Genomic DNA, 22333 nt, shown 5'->3' with positions numbered 1-22333 from the left:
GAGGGCTCTGGTTCATTTCGACCAGAGCCCTCAGCCCCCAACAGAAGGAAGAACCATGGTTGACCTCACCGCAACGCCCTACAATCTCGACGCCGAGGCGATAGCCTGGGTCCGCGAGACGATCGCCTCCATGACAATCGAGGAAAAGATCGGCCAACTCTTCGTCAACATGGGTGCCGAACGCACTGAAGAGTATCTCACTGACGTTCTCAACACGTACCACATCGGCGCGGTTCGCTATAACCCTGGGCTCGCGGCCGAGGTCTGGGAACAAAACTACATCCTGCAGACCAAGTCGAAGATCCCGCTCCTCATCGCCGCCAACATGGAGGCCGGAGGCAACGGCGCATGCAAAGACGGCACCTACGTTGGCCATGAGGTGAAGATCGCCGCCGCCCACGACCCGAAGTGGGCCTACGAGCTCGGGCGCATCTCCGGCGTCGAGGCAGCAGCAATCGGCTGCAACTGGTCCTTTGCACCGATCGTGGACATCATGCGCAACTGGCGCAACCCGATCATCTCGAGCCGAGCATTTTCATCCGACCCGGACCAGGTTCTCCAGCTGTCGCGCGCCTACATGAAGGGCATTATGGAGTCCGGCATTCTCCCGGCCGCCAAGCACTTTCCCGGCGACGGTATCGACGAGCGCGACCAGCACCTCTCGGCCTCCGTCAACTCCTACTCCGTCGAGGAATGGGACGCCACATTCGGCAAGGTCTACCAAGGGCTCATCGACGACGGCCTGCCCTCTATTATGGCCGGACACATCATGTTGCCCTCCTATCAGGCGCATTTCAACCCGGATATGGAGATCGAGGACCTCCTTCCGGCCACACTTTCGAAGGAAATCCTCACGAATCTCCTGCGCGAAAAGATGGGATTCAATGGCGTCGTCGTCACTGACGCCTCGCACATGGTTGGACTCACCGGCGCGATGAAACGCAAAGAACTCCTGCCGCGCGCCATCGCCGCCGGATGCGACCTCTTCCTCTTCTTCAACGACCCCGACGAGGATTTCCGGTGGATGATGGAGGGCTATCACGCCGGCGTCATCACCGACGACCGGCTCCACGAAGCCCTCGAACGCATTCTCGGCCTCAAGGCCCGCCTCGGCCTACACACGACGCCGCGCGAGAAGATCCTGCCTGCCAAGGACGCGGCCATGCAGCTCATTGGCCTCCCCGAAAACGCCGACATCGCTCGTAAAGTCGCCGACGAGGCAATCACCCTCGTCAAAAGCAAGGAGCCCGCGGTGTTCCCGGTCAACCCGCAGCGGTTTAAGCGCGTGCTCGTCGTCGCCGTCTCCGGTCCGTCCAACCCCATCTCGCGCGCCTTCGGAGGCGGCGGAGAGGCCAGCCACCCGGCCGACGTCGTCGCGCATAAGCTTCGCGAGCGCGGCTATGAGGTAACCCGCCACGAGTCCATGCTCGACAAACTCGCAACCATGAGCCCGGACGAGCAGGCTGACGCGGTCCGGAGCGTCTACGCAGGCAAAGCCCCCATCGCCAACCTCACGGATCGTTACGATCTCGTCCTCATGGTGTCCAAGATAGAAGGTCTCATGCAGCCCGTGGAGCGTGTCCAATGGCCCGCAACCAAGGGCACGCTCGACATTCCGTGGTATGTCTTCGAAATACCAACCATTTACATTTCGACAGCAACTCCCTACGCGCTCGCGGACGTTCCACAGGTCAAGACCTACATCAACGCTTACGACGACAAGGAATTCACCATCGACGCCCTCCTCGACAAGCTCGAGGGGCTATCCGAATTCACAGGCGTCTCCCCCGTCGACGCCTTCTGCGGCAAGATTGACACGAGGATCTGACATGAGCGCACTGACCCAAGCCCTAGTTGACTTCGCACCTCAGAAGGAATATTTCGTCGGCATCGATTCTGATGGCTGCGCTATCGACGCCATGGACATCAAGCATTACGAGTGCTTCACCCCGGCCTACATTAAGGTCTTCAACCTCCAACCCATCTCCACACTCGTGCGCGAGACGGCGATCTTCGTCAATCTCCATTCAAAAACACGCGGGATGAATCGGTGGGTGACGCTCGATATCATCTTCGACATGCTCAAAGAGCGACCCGAGGTCCTCGAACGCCCGGTGACGCTTCCCGATGGCAAAGAGCTCAAGAAGTTCCTCGCCTCGGGGCTTCCCCTCTCGTCTGCGGGGATAGAACAATTTGCGGCCGATAACCCGTCCGAAGAGATCACTACCTGCATCGCATGGGGCGAATGCGTCAACGAATTGGTTGAGTGGATGGTACACGGCTGCGCGCCCTTCCCCGGCGTCCGTTCCGCGATCACCATGATGAAGGAGCACGCCGACCTCATGACCGTGTCGGCCGCATCGCTACGTTTCCTTAACCGCGAGTGGGGTGAACACGGCCTCGATTCGTTGATGGAGATGATGGCGGGCCAGGAGATGGGAACGAAGTCTCAGCAGCTTCAATACGCCGCAAAAGGAAAGTACGACGACGACCGTATCCTGCTCATCGGCGACGCTCCCGGCGACGGGGCCGCCGCCGCCTCCCAGGGGGTGCTGTGGTATCCCATCAATCCCGGCAATGAAAAGGAATCGTGGGAGCGACTTCGAACCGAGGCCTTCGCGAAGTTCCTGGAAGGATCGTATCGCGGCGCCTACCAAGACCGACTCATCGCGGAATACGACGCCCTGTTGCCTGCCAGCCCACCATGGAAGCCATAAAACCGTTTCAGCTGCAGGCAGGACAGACAATGGAAAAGTTCTAAGATGTCTTAAAATACCTTTCTTTGCGCCCCTGGCTTACCCACAGTCTTACTGACGTAGCCGAGAGTGCAAACACCAACAGCACTGGGAAGCAGGCTTGAAGTAGCGCCCAGCTTTCTTCTGAGAATGCGAAGCCAAGTAGTGTAACAGCAACCACACTTTGAATGACTAATGTAAATACCCATGCCCATCTTTGCCTGAGAATTATCAAAGCAAGCAAAATCACATCTATCGCTGCGGATAAGGCGACCGAGGCAAACGAGAACTCACTCAAAGCCAAGTTACTTATCCCTCTTGCGAGCATGACAAGAGCTACGAGCCATATGAGCACAGGAGGTAGTTCTCTTTGGGCATGGGGAGGTACAGGCGAGGCTCCCTTGGCGCACTCCATATATTCGGCATGCGATTCATGGGGTTCATCCTCGGCCTGATCATGGTTGCTTACAGCCTGTACGGCCGTCATCACATCAAGTACAGGCAGGTCACCATCTGTTTTGATGGTGTCTCCGCCTCCGTTACGGGAATGGTAGGCATTGAAGTAGCGCTCGATCACGCCCACCTGCACCTGAGGCGAACCATACAAAATAGTCTCAATCAGGTAATCCCGTTCGAAGTCAATATGGGCATCAATCTTATGCGTGACTTGACCCGTAAACAGTGAAAATCCCACAGAGCGGTCATACGTGGCCGCAGCCAGCCAGTCTACCGAGATACCGCCAGGCAAAGTCCACCCCTCCGGTACCTTCCAAAACCTGACATGGTGACGCCGCGCCGGGTTGCCGTCGACTTCACGCTCGTATGCGAAATCCTCTTGACGACCGAACAAAAATAGATGTGAAACCGGCGCTGAAGGATACGATCTCCTTAGCACCGAAGCAACGACAATTTTCCACGCAGTATGGACTGTGAGGGGATCAGCCTTTGCCCAGCCAGCCCGTTGCATGACCTCATGCATGTGGCTCTCAGTACCGTTGAAAGCCAGATTGATTGGGTCTCCGAGAATGCCATCTGCAGTTCGAGTACGTCCGATAAAGTAGTTTGGCACATAGACGGTAGAAACAATTTGGTGAAGTCGCGGAAAAGCGAGGTAAGCAATTACCGCCCAAAATAGCACCAAGTTGAGCATCCATAGATGTTCCCCTGGAACTCCACGGTCCAATACAAGTAGACTGAACCACAACACGAGAATGACGGAAAGAGTAGCGAAAAAAGACGCTATGACGTCATAAATCTGCCACTTTCGGGTCCTAATTTTCTCAACTGGGTGCACATACTGCGGTTCATCTTCCGGTACAAGCCAACGAGTTGCTTCTGGTTGCAACGATATTTCCATTCATTTCCCATTCCATACGAAATCGTCAATAGATGCGAGAACTGTACCGCGGGAGTTAACCAAAACTAACATACTCTCGCGACACGAGAAGACATAATGTCGGCTAAATAGATAGGTCTGGTCGGGTTCTTCATGCTCCAGCAGGTGTGATTAGTTCACTATGCGATGGCGCATCCCCGGGCTCGTCTCATCGAGTGGCAAGAAAGTGTAGCCTTGAGCTTTCCCCCATCGAATTACCCTATCAACCGCCTCTACACTGAAGCTCTTCGTGTCATGTTGGAGCACCACCGAAACGTCATGAGACTTAATACCTGCAATAACATTCTCATACACGGCATCAGATGATGTTGCCCTGCCAGCATCACCGCTAGATACGTTCCAATCAAAAATGTGGTATCCGCGTGCTGGCAACTCCTGTGCAAGCCGCGACATAATACCAGGCGTAATACGCGAAACTGTGTTTGAGCTACCACCGGGGAAACGCAGCAGATGAGTCGTTTTTCCTGTTTGAGCTAAAACAAGATCGCTGATTTGTTTGAGATCGGCTAGATATGCCTCCATGCTTGCATATATTTGGCTGTAGTTATGCGTCATTGTGTGCACGCCAACTGCATGTCCCTCAGCAGATGCTCGTCCAATCAGTGAGGAATCGCCAAATCCGGTAACGAAGAAAGTCGCTTTGACCTGATGGGCTTTCAAGACCTCAAGCAATTTCCCAGTGTAGGCACTGGGCCCGTCGTCGAAGGTCAGATAAACCACCTTGTGTCCTGGAGCCTTTTGTTCGGCTGGCAGAACAGTCACTACACGTGTTGCGCTTGCCTTATTCCCGCTAGCATCCACGACTTCATATCGAAGGGTATAGTCGCCCGGAATACTGGTATCAACTCGACCAGATGTCAGCACTTTAGCCGTAATATCACCATCGACGCCGTCGTTAGCGCGAACTCCCGGATCCTGAAAAACACCTCCTGCAGGAACACTCAACTTTTCTTCTCCCTGGAGGATCAGTTCAGGTGCTTTCGTGTCCACTACATGTATTGAACGGGTGGACCGACTACACAGATACCACCAGCATGCATCGTAGTTAAGCTGATAATCGCCGAGTCGCCTCGTGTCGACATCACCGCTGGTTTTAACCTCTAGGTGCGAAATATGTTTAGGAAATAACTTTGTTCCGAGGAATGCCGAGGCACCTGGATCTTCAAAGACCTCACCGAAGTTGACAGTAACATCGCTCTCTCCTTGAAGTTTAACGTGCGCCCGCAAGGGATTCACGAACGCCCCCAACGCAAAGATCATCACTACGCCAACAACACTTGTTAAAGCAATCCAGGTTCTTCGGCTCTTCATGACTCATACTCTACTAAAACCGCCTTTCCCGCGGCTCCGCGCCCAGTCTGTTTTTCCCTGCGAAATCGGCATCGTCCGCCATTTGATTATCTTTGACATACGAGGGCTGCACGTCTTACTCTCAAGGCATGCAGATGACAACGATCAACCGGTTCTGGTGGTGGCGCGCGTAACGGCGGGCCCCTTCGTTGACGTCTCCGGCTCGTCGATCGCACTCGATCGTGAGCCGGTTTTTGTATCTGGATAGCTTTCGAGTCGCGAGCTGGTAGCACTCCCTCCACCTCATCCCGACCTCGAAAGGATCACCATGAACACTCCCCTCGTCTACCGCGACACTCTCCTTCCCGCCTATTTCGGCGAGTTTGGAGGCCAATATGTACCCGACTTTCTGCTTCCCGTGCTCGACGACGTCGAACGCAGTTTCGTCGAAGCGATGCAGTCTCAGGATTTCCTCGCCGACCTCGACCGCCTGCAACGTGAGTTCCTTGGCCGTCCTACTCCCATCACCGAACTGGCAAACCTGCCTGGAGAGGGGAACGGCAAAGTTCGCATCTTCCTCAAGCGTGAAGACCTCGCCCACGGCGGCGCCCATAAAGCGAATCAGGTACTCGGGCAAGCCTTGATGGCCAAACGAATGGGAAAGACTCGCCTCATCGCAGAGACGGGCGCGGGCCAGCATGGGACGGCAACCGCAATGGTCGCCTCGCTCATGGGCATGGACTGCACGATTTACATGGGTGCACACGACGTCGCCCGCCAGCAAGCAAATGTTGAACGCATGCGTTTGATGGGCGCCACCGTTGTGCCTGTCAGCGTAGGTGGTCTGGAATCGATGTCGAAGGCGATCGACGTCGCCCTCGAAGACTGGGCTACGCACCTTGACACGACCCATTACGTGCTCGGATCGGCGTGCGGGCCGCACCCCTATCCGACCCTCGTCAAAGAGTTTCAGTCGGTCATTTCCAAAGAGACACGCACGGAGATGCTACGCCGCACAGGCCGCTTGCCTAACGCCGTCGTCGCATGCGTCGGGGGTGGATCGAACGCTATCGGCGCTTTCGCCGAATATCTGAAGGACGAGCCCGGCAACGAAGAAGTACGATTGATCGGTGTGGAGCCAGGTGGCGAGGGTCTAGACACCTATTACAACGGCGCTCCGCTCAACGTGGGAAAGATCGGGGTGCTCCACGGTGCACGCTGCCCGATCGTGCGCGACGCGAATGGTGACATGCGTGAGTCATTCTCCATCGCGGCGGGTCTGGACTATCCCGGCGTCGGCCCCGAACACGCCTACCTTCAGCAAACCGGCCGTGCTGATTACGCATCGGTTACGGACGCCGAAGCTTTGCAGGCCTTCCGGCTCCTGTCACGCTACGAAGGAATCTTGCCGGCACTCGAATCCTCTCACGCTGTCGCCTACGCTTTGAAAATGGCCGAACGAGCGCAAGAGAGCGGCGAAGAGCTCAATATTCTCGTCAATCTCTCCGGGCGTGGAGACAAGGACATGGACCTCGTCATGCGCCTGCTTGGCGATCTCGCATTCAAGGACCCCAAGGAATTCCCAGTCACGGATCAGGAAATCTCCGTGCGGGACGTCGTCGAGCAAATGACAGCGGAGTCGAACGAACGCGAAGGAGTCAAGCGCTAGTGTGGCCGGATCAACGTCAGCGCGCACGGTGATACGGGGTTTCCCGGCGCGAAGCTACAAGCCGCAATCGGAACGGGCGCCGGGATACTGGCAAAGTGGGCTCTTTCCATCTGGATCAATACACGTCGGTCTCTTGGCATTCGGTTCTGTGCGGTAACGCTACCGCGCCCTGCGGGTTTGCGAACGCCGACAACGCGAGCTTCATACCAGACGCGACCCCGTAGCTCACGGCTAAGCCGCGTAAACGCGCGCTAACCTCCTACCCTAGGCATTCGACCTTGAGATGACACCAGAGAGCGGCAGATCTCGTCTTTCGGTGCGATAGAGAAATAGCCAGCATCGTTGCTCTGCGCCGCGTAGAGGAAGGTTGGTGTGCGTACACTCGTCGTCTCTGGTTACACGATGCGCACTCGTTATCGGCGGACCTAGCCAACGCCTACGCCGATGCCGCCCGCCAGGCAGGAAACGAGGTCGAGCTCGTCAACCTCGGTAACAAAGAGTTCGATCCCCTGTTGCGCTCCGGCTATTACAAGCACATGGCCGAAGATCCCTGCATCATGGAAAGCCAAGAGCTCCTCGAATGGTGCGAGCATCTTACGGTAGTTTCCCCGTCTGGTGGGCCGGTGAGCCGTCAGTGCTCAAAGGGCGGTTTGACCGCGTCCTTGTGCCCGGAAGGGCCTACTACTATATTCCAGGTGCGTCCGGAACGGCTCCTTTCCGGACGCACCGCAACGATCGTCGCTACAAGCCACGCACCCACGGCGTATGCCCGGTTTCATCCGGCCTATCCAGTCTCGCGAATCGCCAAGCATGTCTTGAGCTACTGCGGCATCAAGACCACGCAACGTCTCGTATTCGGCGGTATCGATGGAAAGAATGATAATGAAGCTGACATCAGGGCCTTCATCGGCACGGTCGAGTCCGCGGCTCGCGTGCTCTGAGCCGACCTGCTGGCTCTCAATAACACGCCCCTCATCTTTGCCGGCAGTTCCGCCATTGTGGGCACTTGAATCCCCTAGGAGTCGAGCGATTGCGTGTTTAACTCGTCAGAGACCCCAATCATCCAAGTTAGGGACTATTCTTGGCTATTCCGTCCTTTTAGCAGGTCAGCAAGCTCTGGGAGCATAAAAAATAAAGTCCCCCCCAAGGCAACCCACCAGTAGTCCCAGCTCTGTGTAATATTCGTTGTCATGAACAGCAGAACGAAACCTACAAAAATGAGATCTCGTACAAAACGTAGCACTCTCATCACGAGAAGCACCCCGCTACAGCGTCTCCAACGCGAACCCATCCAGAGGCATCGGACCTAAACCAAGCCCATCCGCCTTTGCCAGCACATAATGCGAGCGCGCCGGGTCCAATCTTCTTTACAGCAACCCAGCCCTTTCCTGCGACCCATTTGGTGCCCGACCAAGCTTTACCGCCAAGCCACTTTGCTTTCGGACCAAGCCAGTTGGCGGCTGATTTTGCCTTGCTGACTACCCACGATCCTGCACTCTTGAACCAGCCTTTAACGTTGTCCCACCATGAAGGATCGGCAGTGATTGGGTAGGCAAAATCGCCTGACTTATGCTCGACGACTTGAGTGAGAACGTTTCCTTGGACTTTAAAGTGTGTAGGAACTTCAACCCCTCTCGCATCTCGGGCCCAGGGCGCGTCTACACCACCAACAAGCTCGGGCTCTCCGTCAACATACGCGAAAAGAAATGCAACGCCGGTCTCGGAATCAAGAACAATTGAGTCTACACCCGGAAAGGAATATGAATATTCTTCTGGAGCGCTTTTGTCCCCGATGATGCTGTGCACTCGGACGTTCCCTGCCTCGCTAACTGTCACGGCGTAATCAACATTGCGTGATTCGACTGCGTCCACAGTCGCCATTTCACGACTACCTATATCAAGTGTTCGTCCATCCGAACCCTCAATCACTAGAGAGCCAGAACTTCCCTCCACGGTAGCCTGACCTCCGTCATTGGAAATCCGGATACCTCCAGCGCCCTCCGAGGTGACAATATCGTCACCCAAACTAGTCAAATTCAAGTTAAGCGACGTATCAATCCCCTCAGATACAGATGCGTGCTCAATAGTCTTAACTGTCAACTCTTCAGCAGAATTATCTCTTTCATCCGCGTGGGCTACACCAGTCCAACTCGCGAGCAGCGCACTCGAAATAACCACCGATATTGTGCGCCTTAGTTTCAATTTCAACTCCTTTGCAGAAACACCTGGCGGAAATATATCTGTTTTATTCAATCATTTTGACATAGGTGCGATTTAGGCCTTTTGGGCCACTAGAGAACAATCGGTGCTTTAGGTCGCGTTTTTCATCGATTTTACGGGAAAAGTCGCTGTCATTAAGCTTGTTGGGCTGAATTCTGTTGCTTCCTTGACCTGAGAACGATTATGTGTATGGGGTGAAACACCGTAGTACACGCGTCCGTCTATGCCCGATATGCGGTCGGCCCATGAAGAAAAATGGTAAGAACCCCTCTGGAACCCAGCGTCGGTATTGCACCGAGGGGCATAACCATCATTGCCATAGACCATAACCTAGAGGCCATCGCCCAGGCCGACGACAACATCGATATCGGCCCCGGAGCGGGTGCCCAAGGCGGGACAGTAGTCTTCGCGGGAACGCCGCGAGGACTAGCTGACTGCCCATCCTCTCTAACCGGGAGCTGGCTCCAAAAGGCGCTATTCTCTTCTCACATTCGACTAACGAAATGAGGGGACAAGGAATCGCGTGAAAACTGGACGTTATGGCAAAAGTGCGATGTATTGCGGCCTAGCCTTCACGGCATGGATCATCAGTTCATTGCCGCTATCAAAGATGAGAACAACGGTCTCCAACAACCTGCCAGCATCATCAAAGCGAGTCTAAGTTCGCGCTGTGGATTCTCCTCATCGAGAGGCTCTACCCATAATGCGAACTCGGCAGCGAGAATAATCCCGTCGTCTGTCAGACCCTGATTGGCCTGATGCTTGCGTGCGGAAGCATGGAGCTTCACACTCACAACAAGGCCGCTTCTCGAATCAGCTCCGAGCGCGACATCTCCCGCGACTGCGCCCGCCGATCCAACTCAACAATCTCTTCAGGCGTGAAGCGAACCGCCACAACCTGGCTCGGCTGCGCACCACGACCAGGACGCCCGCGTCCGCGCTTCTTCAGCAGTGCGGCGTCGTAACCATCTTCAGCCTCACGAACCCACTGAGAAATCTGCTCCTCAGTAACCGCTTTACCGTCGATCTTTTCACCCATGAGTAAATCGTAATACACAATTAGGGTTAATAGACAAAACGTGGGTCTTAAGATCGGGTTTTTCGTTGTTATGGCAGGCGAAATTACGCATCATTATGGGTTTCGGGCTTAATCTTGTTGCTTGCTTGAATCTGGCCGGGTTATGTGCGTGGGGTGAAGTCTTTTAATCCGCGTGCCCGTCACTGCCCGATTTGTGATGAACCATGTAAGAAGAAAGGCAAAACAGCAGCTGGTAGCCAACGCTGGTACTGCAAAAACTGCCGCTATAGTTTCACCTCCACCCGCACAGACCAGCAAAAACTAGCGCAATTCCGCGAGTTTTGTGACTATGTCACCGACACCGAACCCAAACGCCGCCTGACCGGCTCTACCCGCACGTGGGATCGCGATCACGCGTGGTGTTGGGATACCCGTCCGGTCTGGGAACCTACCGGGGAGGTGTACGACCAAGTCTTCATCGACGGGACCTATATCGCTCACGGCTGGTGTGTGCTGATCACAGCAACTACCGACGGTGTTATCGCCTACCAGCTGTGCGACAAGGAATCCAAAGCCGCCTACACGGCCTTACTGTCGCGTATCCCCGCCCCGGCCGTGGTCACCACCGACGGCCAACGCGGAGCACTAGCAGCGATCAAAACCTGCTGGCCTACCACACACGTTCAGCGATGCTTGGTCCATATCCAACGCAATATCCGTCGTAATCACGGACCTGACCCCTGTTTGGTAGACACCCGACAACCCGGCTTTCTGCCGGGGAAGAAAGGTAACCTGCCACCATGCCCAGCAAGACCTACACTGAGGAATTCCGCCGCGACGCGGTCGCCGTCTACGAGAATTCCCCCGGCGTATCGATCAACGCCCTCGCCGCCGAACTCGGCGTCAACCGCAACACCCTCCAGATCTGGGTCCGCAAATATGGCACCGGCGCCCGCACCACCACCAGCACCGAGGCCGCCTCGCAGACCCCAACATCGGTGACCGATGCCGAACGTATCCGCCAGCTGGAACGGGAAAACGCCCGACTGAAGGAAGAGCGCGACATTCTGCGCAAGGCCGCGAAATATTTCGCGGAAGAGACGACCTGGTGATCCGCTTCCAGTTCGTTGACGACGCCCGGAACGACCGTTCGGTCAAGCGGTTATGTGAGGTTCTGAAACTCAACCGGTCCTCGTACGACAAATGGAAAAACACCTCCGCCATGCGAAAGAAACGTCTGCTCAGCGACGCGATCCTCGGCGCACGGGTCAAGGCCGTGTTCACAAAAGAACGCGGCTGCTACGGTGCCAAACGCATCACGGCGCAACTCAACGACGACTCGCCCGGCAGTCCGGTCAATCACAAGAAAGTCGCCCGGATCATGCGCTCGTTGCAGCTGGTTGGCTACTCGAAGAAACGCAAGGTCACCACGACTGTCTCGGATAGGAGGAAGCCGGTGTTTGCGGACCTGGTGGGGAGGAAATTCACCGCCCCGGCACCGAACCAGGTCTACGTCGGCGATATCACGTACCTGCCGATCGCGGACGGGTCGAATATGTACCTGGCCACGGTCATCGACTGTTTCTCCCGCCGGCTGGTAGGCTTCGCGATCGCCGATCACATGCGTACTTCCCTGGTTCAGGACGCCCTGGTGATGGCCAAGGGCCAGCGCGGAAGTCTCGACGACGCAATTTTTCACTCCGACCACGGAAGCGTATACACCTCGCACGGGTTCCAGGACACCTGCATACAGCTGGGAGTCCGGCAGTCGATGGGCGCGATCGGCAGCAGCGCTGATAACGCCCTGGCGGAGTCCTTCAACGCCGCGTTGAAGCGTGAGGTCCTCCAGGACGCGAAGACGTTTGCCAATCAGTTGCAGTGCCGGCGAGATGTTTTCCGCTGGTGTACCCGCTACAACACCACGCCTCGACATTCCTGGTGCGGGTATCTCGCTCCAGCAGTGTTTGAACAGCAATGTCCTGTTACGCTGAGATCTGCTTCCTGATCACATCCCCCGTGTCTACTTTCCGGGGGTCGGGCCCCAGGTCTCCCGGTAGACCAGGTCCGCACCGAGCGGTTGGCCGTCGCGCTGCTCGGCCGAGAGGTAGTCGCCGGGTTCTGGCATCGTCTCGCCTGCGAGCAGCGCACCATCGCCGATGTCGGTGCCGTCCAGGTCGAACACATCGAGCTCGGCCGGTGTGGTGAGCCGTGTGGCAGGGCGTCCTGCGGCGAGCTTCTCGTTCAGCGGGTCAGGCTTCGCACCCGCCCGGACACGACGTCCGCCCCGGTTCGTGCCGTCTTTCGCCATGTACATGCCTCCTACACGGAGGTACAGTCTCTACTCCGTCGCAAGTCGAGCAAGCGCCCGAACGCCTGCAGTAAACTGGTCAAATTTCAACCGAACGTGGCCGTTTTGCAGCGCTTGCCCACTGATCCCTAGCTCATCACGCTTAAGCGCCATCAACTGATCGGGAACAAGCCTCGGTCTTGTGCGGTTAATCCACGGCCACCTTTCGTATTGCGCCGGATCAGAAGATTTCCAAAACTCCACGTAGTCAGCAGGCTGATACTCTGGTTCCTCTGTGACCTCAACTATGGCATAGCAGTCTTGAGTGTCTTTGGCGCAAATGAATACTAAGTCGCCAGGCTTGAAACTCGGTTTGCCTTTCTTCGGGCTTGCAAACCACGAAGGCTCTCGCCACCCATCAAGAGCGGGTTCACCGTACTCAAGTTTCACCCACAACTCACGGTTAGGATCCCTAGCATCTATTAGCAGACGTTCGACTTTTCGCAATGCAGAGTCAGCGGTTAGTTCTGTGGTTTCTGCAGGTGTCGGCCTGGTTAGCTCTTTGGATTTCTGCAAAAGCTCATCGAGATCATCGTGATTCACTATGCGAGCTGGCCAACCGCTGATTTCGAGTTGAGCCTGATCCCGCTGAACATCATCAAGCATGACCCCTAGCTCACGATTGCGGTTGGCAGATGATCCTAGCCCTGCTCCCGTCAGGTTCGCCGAGCCCAACATTGCCTGCGTACCAACGATGAAGCACTTGGCATGCAGACGCTCTACATGCCTGATTTCTATGCCAGCATCAAGAAGTTTCTTCAGGCCTTGCACCATCAAGTAGCCACCAGCCACAGCGCTAGGATCGAGGGTCGTCACAATAACTCCCCGAGCATTCCCACCTGAAACCGATTTTGCGATCATTTGACAAATATCGGTCGTTAGATAAGGGCTTGTCAGTAGAAGATCGCCATCAAGGTGGATCAAAGCATCACTTAGCCACTGATAAGCATTGGTAATAATTTCTCCGTCTTGCGCCATGTATCAATCCTAATAGTTCTGTTTCGTCGTCGTGGGGTGGCCTAAGAATTAGGTCCACTTGGTTTAAGCGTTGACCGTGTTTTCTTGTTTCCATTGTTCCGCATACTTCCGCGGGCTGAGGTAGCCGAGTGCGGATGGAAGTCATTGTAGCGCCGTGACCACTGGGCCACGAGTAGGCGGGCATGCTCAAGGTTCTCGATGCTGTTATCCTCCAAGAGCTCGTCTCGCATCCGGTTATGGAACGACTCAACGAACCCGTTATGCCATGGCTGGCCTGGCGGAATGAGCGCTTGGATCGTCTTATCCTCGGCCGCCCAAACCTCGAGGGCGTGGGCGATGAACTCAGGCCCGTTGTCCATCCGAATCACCCTAGGGCGTCCTCCGCGCTCCAGACAAGCCACGTCGAGCAGTTCGATCACCGAGCCCGCATCAAGCTTTTTATCGACCGCGAAGGCGACGTGCTCGCGGGTGTATTCATCAATAATGTTGCAAATCTTGATCATCTTGCCATGCCAGGTTGAATCGAACTGGAAGTCCAACGCCCACACGTCGTTCGGGTACTGGCCAGCAGGAACATCACGCTGGCCGTGACCACTGAGGCGTTTACGCTTCTTGCGCGGCAACACGCGTAGACCTTCTTCACGCCACAAGCGCCGGAAAGTTTCCCGGCATACCCCATAACCCTCGGCGAGGGCGTTTCTCCAGGCACGCCGGTGTCCCCACCGGCGGTGATCACGCGCGAACTCGTGCATCCACTCGCGCAAGTCCGCGTATTTATCCGGCGTGCTTTCACGGGTCCTAGCGCGCCGGTAAGCACTGCGAGAGAGCCCAACGATCTGGCAGGAAAGTCTTTGGGAATAGCCCAGCCCAACGAGATGCCAGACGGCATCATGGCGGCGAGCTGGGCTTAGAAGTTTCCCTCCGATAATTCTTTCCACGCAGCCTTCTCCAGCTCTGCCTGACCCAGGAGGCGTTTGAGGCGCGTGTTCTCATCGCGCAGGCGCTGGAGCTCTTTCGCTTCGCTCTTGGTCATCGACCCATAGGTTGCCTGCCACCTATTCAACGTGGCTTCACTAATCCCAAGTTCGGTCAGGATCTGAGCCGTCGTCGAGCCTGATTCCTTCATCTCCCGCGCCTTATCAAGCTTACGAACAATCTGCTCAGGAGTATGCTTACTGAACTTCTTCACCATTCATCCATTCTCCCCACCCACAGGCAGGGGATCAACGGACAACACTCAAGTCACCTGGACCTAAAAACCTAGGGCACTCCACGTCCTCAATGAGTATCTTTTAAGGTTCACGAAACTGGATACGACAGCGGGCAACGTGCGGGCTGGGCAAATAGGTGCAGAGCCGAGAGATATCTGCCACCAGAGTTCATCGTCCAGAGCTGTCTAGGAAGATAGCTAGGCTAGGGTGCGAAAAGTGCAGATCAGATAAATACTTCTTTCAGCAGGCTCGGTCCCCAAAGAATAAAATTAAGCCTAGTTCGAAAGGTTAACTGACATGAGATTACGCAAGGAACATAGAGCAGAGAAACTTAAGCTCCCCTTTAACGAACTAAGGCCTAGAAAACGGTAGCGTGACAGAGCACACATCCACTACGATTTACATGTGGGTGGTGAGACGCCTCCGGCATCTAACGCTTTCCCACATTGTCAGCGAATCATATTGGCTCATATAACACAAGGGAGTGAGAATAAAATGAAGCGATCTTTCACTGCAGGCTTGGCCGCGATCGTAATGGTGATGGGCGTTGCATCGACTGCATCTGCTCTTACCTACAGTGGAACGAAATATGGTCAGTACACCTACACCTCAGGATCATTTATCTCGATCAAGGACAATGCCGGAGATGGAAAGTTTCCCGCCGTTAACTACAAGTATGACGGAGGTACAAGACAGGCTGGTTTAGCAAACAAGAGCGGCTATGGCACAACGGTCACCAAGTATGCTCCTAGTAAGATCACTGCTATTCAGCCGTGCCTGTCTCGTTCGGGACCTTTGCCGATGGATTGTGGAGGCTGGATTTTTTAGTTGCAGGAATGTGAATGTCGTATCAAGACCTCATACAACGAGTTAATGTAGGCGTTACAGCATTTTTCCTTGTCATATGTTTTTTCGCCCTAGCGGCGATTCCTGCTGAGCTTGATTTGAGGTACTCGATAGCAAACTCGCGTTCACCTGTGTATGTTGCCGATGAGGAGAACGCGAGCTTTGCCTATCGAGTGGATAATACTTTTATCGATTCGCGCCTCGTGGGGATTTTGGAGCTTGAGCCGCTGAGCGTTGACGCTGAATTACCTGTGGGGTTAACAGAATGGCTCGAACCTGGGCAAATCGCGGTGTCAAAGGCTGCGAAGCAGTATTCGGATATTTTGGAAAGCCAGTTTGGGCCGATCCAGGCGATAATCGATGACACGGTGATTCTAGACGGTGAGGTTGTCGTCTATTATCGGCCAAGCAATGGGCAAGCGTTTATTGATTTGGCACGCGAAGACGAGGGAGTATATTTTTCCTCGGGCTTTGCTCAAGAAGGCCATGAAGGTGCTCTATTTGGAGATGTGAACTACGAGCAATGGTCACAGTACTTATTACCGGTGGCTCTTTTAGTTTTCGCTTTTCCTCTTATTTTCAACCTTCGCGCAACACGTGCATCAGTAGAGGAGCTGCTTTCCGGTGAACGGTTCGTGCTCGAGAGCATCGGTGCTCCACGTCGTGAACTCATCCGGCACTCGGTTACCTACCTTTACAGGCCATACCTTGTGGGTGTGAGTCTAGCTGCAGTAGTCATCGTGGTCTTGGCGTCGGGATATGTTCGTCTGCCTTTTACGGGATATCGGCTTCACCCCAATATCTACGTTGATAACCTCGCGCCACTCGTCGCCTATCTCGCAATAGTCACAGGCATCGCTTTTGCGTACTTAACGTGGCCAAGCACGAACCGAACTCGCTCCCGCGCGGGCAAACGATGGTCTCTCAGTACCGGTTCGGGGCTTGCATTATTTGGGCTTGGAATCGTGCTGGCAACTGTGATGGGAGTGTTCTGGCTAAAGATCCCCAACAGCCTTGTGCTCCCGCTTGTCATGGTCACAGTTTTTTTCGTGATTTTGGGGCTACATGCCACCCTCGCAGTGCTGTGCGCCGTCATGACGAATTTCGTGATAAAAAGACGAGCAATAGATCTACGAACTGGTGTATTTTTTCGCTGGGTGATCAATCACCCCTATAAAGCTTCGCGAACGGGTGCTTTCGCAGGAAACTTCGTTGCCATCGGGGTGATTCTCGTGGCACTGTTTGGAATCATTGCTGGAGCTCAAGTTCCCCCGCCAAGGCCTCCAGACGGATTCCAAATTGTCAAGACATCACTGAATTGCTCTGGAGACTACGCAACCTGTTTAGATGACGCAGCAGCTATTATTGCGTCCCAGGACCCTGCAGTGACAGTGTATGTGGCAGCCTATGGTCAAGGTGTGGCAGAAGTGAGTTCAGGGCAGGTGAACCACACATACCTTCGAGACTACGTTCAGCACGTATTGGTTCCCGAATATGGTGCGCAACTTGATGAAATCTCGTTAGAATCTCGATGGGCGTGGATTTATACGATTTCTGAGCAAGAAGAAGACTTACTGACACAGATCCAAGGGATCGAGTTTGATACACCCATTCCCCCACTATCAATTACTGATGGAGAAAGCGGGCGGGCGATCGCACAGATATATCGACAGCAAGCAACTTGGTTGACGCTTTTTACCACGCTTGGTTTCATTTACGCGATGACGTCGGTTTGGATGCAGTACGCGCGAGAAACGAGCTCTCATGCCAAGGAGTTTGCGCCCATCGCATCTTTGACAGGCAAATCTGACACAATTGCGTGGATGATCTCCATGCGTCACGCAACAGTGAGCATCGTGACGGGAATAGCCTCACTTGGTATAGGGGTCTTCCTCGCGAGCCAGTTCTTTTTCACATTTGGTGGATTCTTTCCGTGGTCATTCATGATCGCTATCGGGGTCCTCTACCTAGTTTTTATTCTTACCCAAGCAATCCTCATGTACGTCCTTGTTAAGAAAGAAGCCGCTAACTGGCTGCCCGGAAAGAGCTGAAAAATGAGCATCCTACAATGTCACAACCTGTCATGTGGTTACACAACTTCCTTGTTTACGGCGTTCAACCTTGACATCGACGCGGGTGAGACGGTAGCAATCATGGGGCGTTCTGGCGTTGGTAAAACCACCCTCTTGACAACGATCCTTGGCATGAATCGGCCACTCCAAGGTAGCGTCCTCGTTGACGGCACAAACGTTCATCAGCTCAAGTTCGATCAACTGGCGCGTCTACGCTCAACAACAATTGGTACTGTCTTTCAAAACGGTGAACTTATGAGTGGCTACACCGCACTTGATAATGTTATGTTGCCACGGTTACTCTGGGACAAAAACGATCCAACCGTTCGCGAAGAAGCCTCGCAACTTTTACGCGAGCTTCACGTGGAAGAATCCCGGATGGCCGAACAACTCTCTGGTGGCGAACGTCAACGAACCGCGCTCGCACGCGCCCTTATCAACAGCCCAAAGCTGATACTCGCAGATGAACCCACTGGCGCACTCGACACTGAGCTACGTGAAGAAGCCATGGACTTGCTACTAAGCCAAGTGCACCAACGCAAGTGTGGCCTCATGCTCGTCACACACGATCCCACAATCGCCGCCAAAACTAACCGAACCATCACCTTAGTCCGCCAACAGACGTAGGGTTTCCGACAGCGATTCGGAACCAAAGCAGAGCAGGTAGGCAACTAGGTTCCAGACCATCGCCGCGACTGCGTGCAACGTACGGGCTCATCAGTAGGCGTAGACCCTGGGTGCTTGCCTCCAACGGTCATCCTCGCGCGCGGTCTTGGACGAATGACACGGCTTACACAAGGCTCGCAGGTTCGCCTCATCATGCGTGCCACCATCTTCGAGCGGGATGATGTGGTCAACCTCTTGGGCTGGCGTCACACGCCCCTGAGTCTGGCACTGTTCGCACAACGGGTGGACTTGGATGTAGGCGTTGCGGATTTTGCGCCAGCGGTGGTCGTAGCGTTTGTTGATCGCAGGGTCCCGCTGGTACGTCCGGTACCGCTCGTCTTCTGCACGAGCGTGAGCCGAGCAGAAGCGGTGGTCGGTGAGTTCTGGGCAGCCGGGTTGGGAGCAGGGGCGTTTCGGTTTCCTCGGCACCACACCCACCAAGCTTCCCGTAAATACGGCGTGACCCCCAGACGGGCTACCGAATGCGTCTGGGGGTCTTGGCCTAGTTGGGGTGGCCTAAGAATTAGGTCCACTTGGTTTAAGCGTTGACCGTGTTTTCTTGTTTCCATTGTTCCGCATACTTCCGCGGGCTGAGGTAGCCGAGTGCGGAGTGCGGATGGAAGTCATTGTAGCGCCGTGACCACTGGGCCACGAGTAGGCGGGCATGCTCAAGGTTCTCGATGCTGTTATCCTCCAAGAGCTCGTCTCGCATCCGGTTATGGAACGACTCAACGAACCCGTTATGCCATGGCTGGCCTGGCGGAATGAGCGCTTGGATCGTCTTATCCTCGGCCGCCCAAACCTCGAGGGCGTGGGCGATGAACTCAGGCCCGTTGTCCATCCGAATCACCCTAGGGCGTCCTCCGCGCTCCAGACAAGCCACGTCGAGCAGTTCGATCACCGAGCCCGCATCAAGCTTTTTATCGACCGCGAAGGCGACGTGCTCGCGGGTGTATTCATCAATAATGTTGCAAATCTTGATCATCTTGCCATGCCAGGTTGAATCGAACTGGAAGTCCAACGCCCACACGTCGTTCGGGTACTGGCCAGCAGGAACATCACGCTGGCCGTGACCACTGAGGCGTTTACGCTTCTTGCGCGGCAACACGCGTAGACCTTCTTCACGCCACAAGCGCCGGAAAGTTTCCCGGCATACCCCATAACCCTCGGCGAGGGCGTTTCTCCAGGCACGCCGGTGTCCCCACCGGCGGTGATCACGCGCGAACTCGTGCATCCACTCGCGCAAGTCCGCGTATTTATCCGGCGTGCTTTCACGGGTCCTAGCGCGCCGGTAAGCACTGCGAGAGAGCCCAACGATCTGGCAGGAAAGTCTTTGGGAATAGCCCAGCCCAACGAGATGCCAGACGGCATCATGGCGGCGAGCTGGGCTTAGAAGTTTCCCTCCGATAATTCTTTCCACGCAGCCTTCTCCAGCTCTGCCTGACCCAGGAGGCGTTTGAGGCGCGTGTTCTCATCGCGCAGGCGCTGGAGCTCTTTCGCTTCGCTCTTGGTCATCGACCCATAGGTTGCCTGCCACCTATTCAACGTGGCTTCACTAATCCCAAGTTCGGTCAGGGCCCGACCCCCGGAAAGTAGACACGGGGGATGTGATCAGGAAGCAGATCTCAGCGTAACAGGACATTGCTGTTCAAACACTGCTGGAGCGAGATACCCGCACCAGGAATGTCGACGCGTGGTGTTGTAGCGGGTACACCAGCGGAAAACATCTCGCCGGCACTGCAACTGATTGGCAAACGTCTTCGCGTCCTGGAGGACCTCACGCTTCAACGCGGCGTTGAAGGACTCCGCCAGGGCGTTATCAGCGCTGCTGCCGATCGCGCCCATCGACTGCCGGACTCCCAGCTGTATGCAGGTGTCCTGGAACCCGTGCGAGGTGTATACGCTTCCGTGGTCGGAGTGAAAAATTGCGTCGTCGAGACTTCCGCGCTGGCCCTTGGCCATCACCAGGGCGTCCTGAACCAGGGAAGTACGCATGTGATCGGCGATCGCGAAGCCTACCAGCCGGCGGGAGAAACAGTCGATGACCGTGGCCAGGTACATATTCGACCCGTCCGCGATCGGCAGGTACGTGATATCGCCGACGTAGACCTGGTTCGGTGCCGGGGCGGTGAATTTCCTCCCCACCAGGTCCGCAAACACCGGCTTCCTCCTATCCGAGACAGTCGTGGTGACCTTGCGTTTCTTCGAGTAGCCAACCAGCTGCAACGAGCGCATGATCCGGGCGACTTTCTTGTGATTGACCGGACTGCCGGGCGAGTCGTCGTTGAGTTGCGCCGTGATGCGTTTGGCACCGTAGCAGCCGCGTTCTTTTGTGAACACGGCCTTGACCCGTGCGCCGAGGATCGCGTCGCTGAGCAGACGTTTCTTTCGCATGGCGGAGGTGTTTTTCCATTTGTCGTACGAGGACCGGTTGAGTTTCAGAACCTCACATAACCGCTTGACCGAACGGTCGTTCCGGGCGTCGTCAACGAACTGGAAGCGGATCACCAGGTCGTCTCTTCCGCGAAATATTTCGCGGCCTTGCGCAGAATGTCGCGCTCTTCCTTCAGTCGGGCGTTTTCCCGTTCCAGCTGGCGGATACGTTCGGCATCGGTCACCGATGTTGGGGTCTGCGAGGCGGCCTCGGTGCTGGTGGTGGTGCGGGCGCCGGTGCCATATTTGCGGACCCAGATCTGGAGGGTGTTGCGGTTGACGCCGAGTTCGGCGGCGAGGGCGTTGATCGATACGCCGGGGGAATTCTCGTAGACGGCGACCGCGTCGCGGCGGAATTCCTCAGTGTAGGTCTTGCTGGGCATGGTGGCAGGTTACCTTTCTTCCCCGGCAGAAAGCCGGGTTGTCGGGTGTCTACCAAACAGGGGTCAGGTCCAATTGCAGGTGTGGCTCGAATCCCTCCAGGTCACCTTCGGTGGAGACGCTGAGCTGATCGGGTATGTGCAACGCGTGTGCGGGCTAGCCGCGATCGGCAAGGTACTGATCGAGGCACTGATTATCGCCTACGGCGACGGTAACAACGGGAAATCCACCTTTTGGAACACGATCGCTCGCGTGCTGGGGTCGTATTCGGAGACGATTTCTGCTGAAGTACTGATCGCGGGCAAGAAAAACAACGCTAAACACGAAATGGCTGAAACCCGCGCCCGCAGATTGCTGATCGCGGGCGAGAACGACGAGGGCGTGCGCTTATCGACCTCCTCAACCAAACAGCTCGCTTCGACCGACAAGATCGCGGCGGAAAAGAAATACAAAGACCCGTTCTCATTCACTCCCTCCCACACGCTCGTGCTGTACACCAACCATTTACCGCGTGTGGGTGCGATGGACACCGGTATTTGGCGGCGGCTGATCGTGATCCCGTTCGAACAAACCATCAAACCTGACCGGGACATCAAAAACTATGCCGACCACCTGTTCGAGCAGGCTGGGGGAGCAGTACTCGCCTGGATCATGGAAGGCGCGAAGCTGATTCACGCCGAGGACTACCGGCTCAACCCGCCCCGCCAGGTAGTCGAGGCGTCTGAGGCGTATCGGGCGGCCAACGACTGGTTTGCTCACTTTCTCGAAGAACGCTGCCAGACCGGGCCGGGTTTATCGGAGAAATCAGGTGCGGTCTATGAGGCGTATCGGGCGTGGGCGCTGGGACGCGGTGAATACGTGCGTTCAGCAGCTGATTTCTATGCCGCCATCGACAAAGGCGGTTTTAGCCGCCGCCGCACGAAGAACGCGCGGATGATCGACGGCCTTGAACTCATCAGCGAGTTCCTTGCCTAACAAACTGCCCCGGGTGACAGGGGTGTCAGGTGCTACTGGACTTCTCTTAAGAGAAAAACAATAACTACCTCTATAGGAGTTTAGGAAACCACATGA

The 22333-nt window shown here is 55.6% G+C and carries 19 protein-coding genes and 4 pseudogenes; 11 read left to right on the top strand and 12 right to left on the bottom strand.

Going from position 1 to position 22333, the window contains the following annotated elements; translation table 11 throughout:
- Nucleotides 1-55 precede the first annotated feature (55 nt).
- Both HLG82_RS03710 and HLG82_RS03705 read left to right on the top strand, forming a co-directional pair.
- On the top strand, nt 56-1828 hold the full coding sequence (locus HLG82_RS03710) for a glycoside hydrolase family 3 protein (protein WP_193327364.1): 1773 nt from the start codon (nt 56-58) through the stop codon (nt 1826-1828).
- A gap of 1 nt (nt 1829) precedes the next feature.
- Nucleotides 1830-2717, top strand: coding sequence for an HAD family hydrolase (locus HLG82_RS03705; RefSeq protein ID WP_193327363.1), 888 nt, complete (start codon nt 1830-1832; stop codon nt 2715-2717).
- A 40-nt stretch (nt 2718-2757) separates the two neighbouring features.
- On the opposite strand, the gene HLG82_RS03700 is transcribed toward HLG82_RS03705, so the two are convergent.
- Nucleotides 2758-4092 carry an LssY C-terminal domain-containing protein gene (locus tag HLG82_RS03700; RefSeq protein ID WP_193327362.1) on the bottom strand — a complete coding sequence of 445 codons (1335 nt, stop codon included), beginning with the start codon at nt 4090-4092 and terminating at the stop codon, nt 2758-2760.
- Between the two features lie 150 nt (nt 4093-4242).
- Complete coding sequence (locus HLG82_RS03695; RefSeq protein ID WP_193327361.1) at nt 4243-5442, bottom strand: polysaccharide deacetylase family protein; 1200 nt, start codon at nt 5440-5442, stop codon at nt 4243-4245.
- 307 nt (nt 5443-5749) lie between these two features.
- Here HLG82_RS03695 and trpB point away from each other — a divergent pair, with 307 nt between their 5' ends.
- From trpB to HLG82_RS03680, 3 genes and pseudogenes are all read left to right on the top strand, one after another.
- Nucleotides 5750-7090 carry a tryptophan synthase subunit beta gene (gene trpB / locus HLG82_RS03690; RefSeq protein WP_193327360.1) on the top strand — a complete coding sequence of 447 codons (1341 nt, stop codon included), beginning with the start codon at nt 5750-5752 and terminating at the stop codon, nt 7088-7090.
- 329 nt (nt 7091-7419) lie between these two features.
- Nucleotides 7420-7727 (top strand): annotated as a pseudogene (locus HLG82_RS10575) (NAD(P)H-dependent oxidoreductase); the annotation flags it as partial.
- Between the two features lie 58 nt (nt 7728-7785).
- Nucleotides 7786-8031 carry an NADPH-dependent FMN reductase family protein gene (locus tag HLG82_RS03680; protein ID WP_193327359.1) on the top strand — a complete coding sequence of 82 codons (246 nt, stop codon included), beginning with the start codon at nt 7786-7788 and terminating at the stop codon, nt 8029-8031.
- 307 nt (nt 8032-8338) lie between these two features.
- On the opposite strand, the gene HLG82_RS03675 is transcribed toward HLG82_RS03680, so the two are convergent.
- On the bottom strand, nt 8339-9343 hold the full coding sequence (locus HLG82_RS03675) for a hypothetical protein (RefSeq protein WP_193327824.1): 1005 nt from the start codon (nt 9341-9343) through the stop codon (nt 8339-8341).
- Nucleotides 9344-10100: 757 nt separating this feature from the next.
- Nucleotides 10101-10349 carry a ribbon-helix-helix domain-containing protein gene (locus HLG82_RS03670; RefSeq protein ID WP_193327358.1) on the bottom strand — a complete coding sequence of 83 codons (249 nt, stop codon included), beginning with the start codon at nt 10347-10349 and terminating at the stop codon, nt 10101-10103.
- 144 nt (nt 10350-10493) lie between these two features.
- Here HLG82_RS03670 and HLG82_RS10570 point away from each other — a divergent pair.
- Nucleotides 10494-11036, top strand: a pseudogene (locus tag HLG82_RS10570) (IS1/IS1595 family N-terminal zinc-binding domain-containing protein); the annotation flags it as partial.
- A 92-nt stretch (nt 11037-11128) separates the two neighbouring features.
- Nucleotides 11129-12333, top strand: a protein-coding gene (locus HLG82_RS03665) for an IS3 family transposase (protein WP_193327348.1) whose coding sequence is annotated in 2 segments (ribosomal slippage) — nt 11129-11426 and nt 11426-12333 — 1206 coding nt in all. Because the reading frame shifts where the segments join, the coding sequence is not laid out codon by codon here.
- 36 nt (nt 12334-12369) lie between these two features.
- On the opposite strand, the pseudogene HLG82_RS03660 reads toward HLG82_RS03665, so the two are convergent.
- From HLG82_RS03660 to HLG82_RS03645, 4 genes and pseudogenes are all read right to left on the bottom strand, one after another.
- Nucleotides 12370-12636, bottom strand: a pseudogene (locus HLG82_RS03660) (terminase); the annotation flags it as partial.
- Nucleotides 12637-12666: 30 nt separating this feature from the next.
- Entirely contained in the window at nt 12667-13653 is a 987-nt protein-coding gene (locus HLG82_RS03655; RefSeq protein WP_193327357.1) for a phospholipase D-like domain-containing protein, read from the bottom strand.
- Between the two features lie 41 nt (nt 13654-13694).
- Nucleotides 13695-14591, bottom strand: coding sequence for an IS3 family transposase (locus tag HLG82_RS03650; protein WP_193327356.1), 897 nt, complete (start codon nt 14589-14591; stop codon nt 13695-13697).
- Entirely contained in the window at nt 14561-14845 is a 285-nt protein-coding gene (locus HLG82_RS03645) for a transposase (RefSeq protein ID WP_193326469.1), read from the bottom strand. The genes HLG82_RS03650 and HLG82_RS03645 overlap by 31 nt, the downstream gene beginning before the upstream one ends.
- Before the next feature lie 514 nt (nt 14846-15359).
- On the opposite strand from HLG82_RS03645, the gene HLG82_RS03640 reads away from it, so the two are divergent.
- Genes HLG82_RS03640 through HLG82_RS03630 form a run of 3 tightly spaced genes read left to right on the top strand, consistent with a single transcriptional unit; the run spans nt 15360 to nt 18409 of the window.
- Entirely contained in the window at nt 15360-15692 is a 333-nt protein-coding gene (locus HLG82_RS03640) for a hypothetical protein (RefSeq protein WP_193327355.1), read from the top strand.
- 14 nt (nt 15693-15706) lie between these two features.
- The gene (locus tag HLG82_RS03635; RefSeq protein WP_193327354.1) at nt 15707-17761 is read left to right on the top strand and encodes a hypothetical protein; all 2055 of its coding nucleotides are present in this window, start codon (nt 15707-15709) and stop codon (nt 17759-17761) included.
- 51 nt (nt 17762-17812) lie between these two features.
- Nucleotides 17813-18409 carry an ABC transporter ATP-binding protein gene (locus HLG82_RS03630; RefSeq protein WP_193327353.1) on the top strand — a complete coding sequence of 199 codons (597 nt, stop codon included), beginning with the start codon at nt 17813-17815 and terminating at the stop codon, nt 18407-18409.
- Between the two features lie 90 nt (nt 18410-18499).
- Here HLG82_RS03630 and HLG82_RS03625 read toward each other — a convergent pair whose 3' ends face one another.
- From HLG82_RS03625 to HLG82_RS03610, 4 genes are all read right to left on the bottom strand, one after another.
- Entirely contained in the window at nt 18500-18877 is a 378-nt protein-coding gene (locus HLG82_RS03625) for an HNH endonuclease (RefSeq protein ID WP_193327352.1), read from the bottom strand.
- 109 nt (nt 18878-18986) lie between these two features.
- The gene (locus tag HLG82_RS03620; RefSeq protein WP_193326468.1) at nt 18987-19868 is read right to left on the bottom strand and encodes an IS3 family transposase; all 882 of its coding nucleotides are present in this window, start codon (nt 19866-19868) and stop codon (nt 18987-18989) included.
- Complete coding sequence (locus tag HLG82_RS03615) at nt 19838-20008, bottom strand: transposase (protein ID WP_255313952.1); 171 nt, start codon at nt 20006-20008, stop codon at nt 19838-19840. The genes HLG82_RS03620 and HLG82_RS03615 overlap by 31 nt, the downstream gene beginning before the upstream one ends.
- Before the next feature lie 51 nt (nt 20009-20059).
- Nucleotides 20060-21264, bottom strand: a protein-coding gene (locus HLG82_RS03610; protein ID WP_193327350.1) for an IS3 family transposase whose coding sequence is annotated in 2 segments (ribosomal slippage) — nt 20060-20967 and nt 20967-21264 — 1206 coding nt in all. Because the reading frame shifts where the segments join, the coding sequence is not laid out codon by codon here.
- Between the two features lie 79 nt (nt 21265-21343).
- Between HLG82_RS03610 and HLG82_RS03605 the strand changes: the two are divergent.
- A pseudogene (locus tag HLG82_RS03605) lies at nt 21344-22237 on the top strand (DNA primase family protein); the annotation flags it as partial.
- Nucleotides 22238-22333 lie beyond the last annotated feature (96 nt).

Source organism: Trueperella pecoris (assembly GCF_014926385.1).
Classification (GTDB): Bacteria; Actinomycetota; Actinomycetes; order Actinomycetales; family Actinomycetaceae; genus Trueperella; species Trueperella pecoris.
Note: the sequence above shows the minus strand (reverse complement) of the source record. Positions and strands in the feature narration are given on the sequence as shown.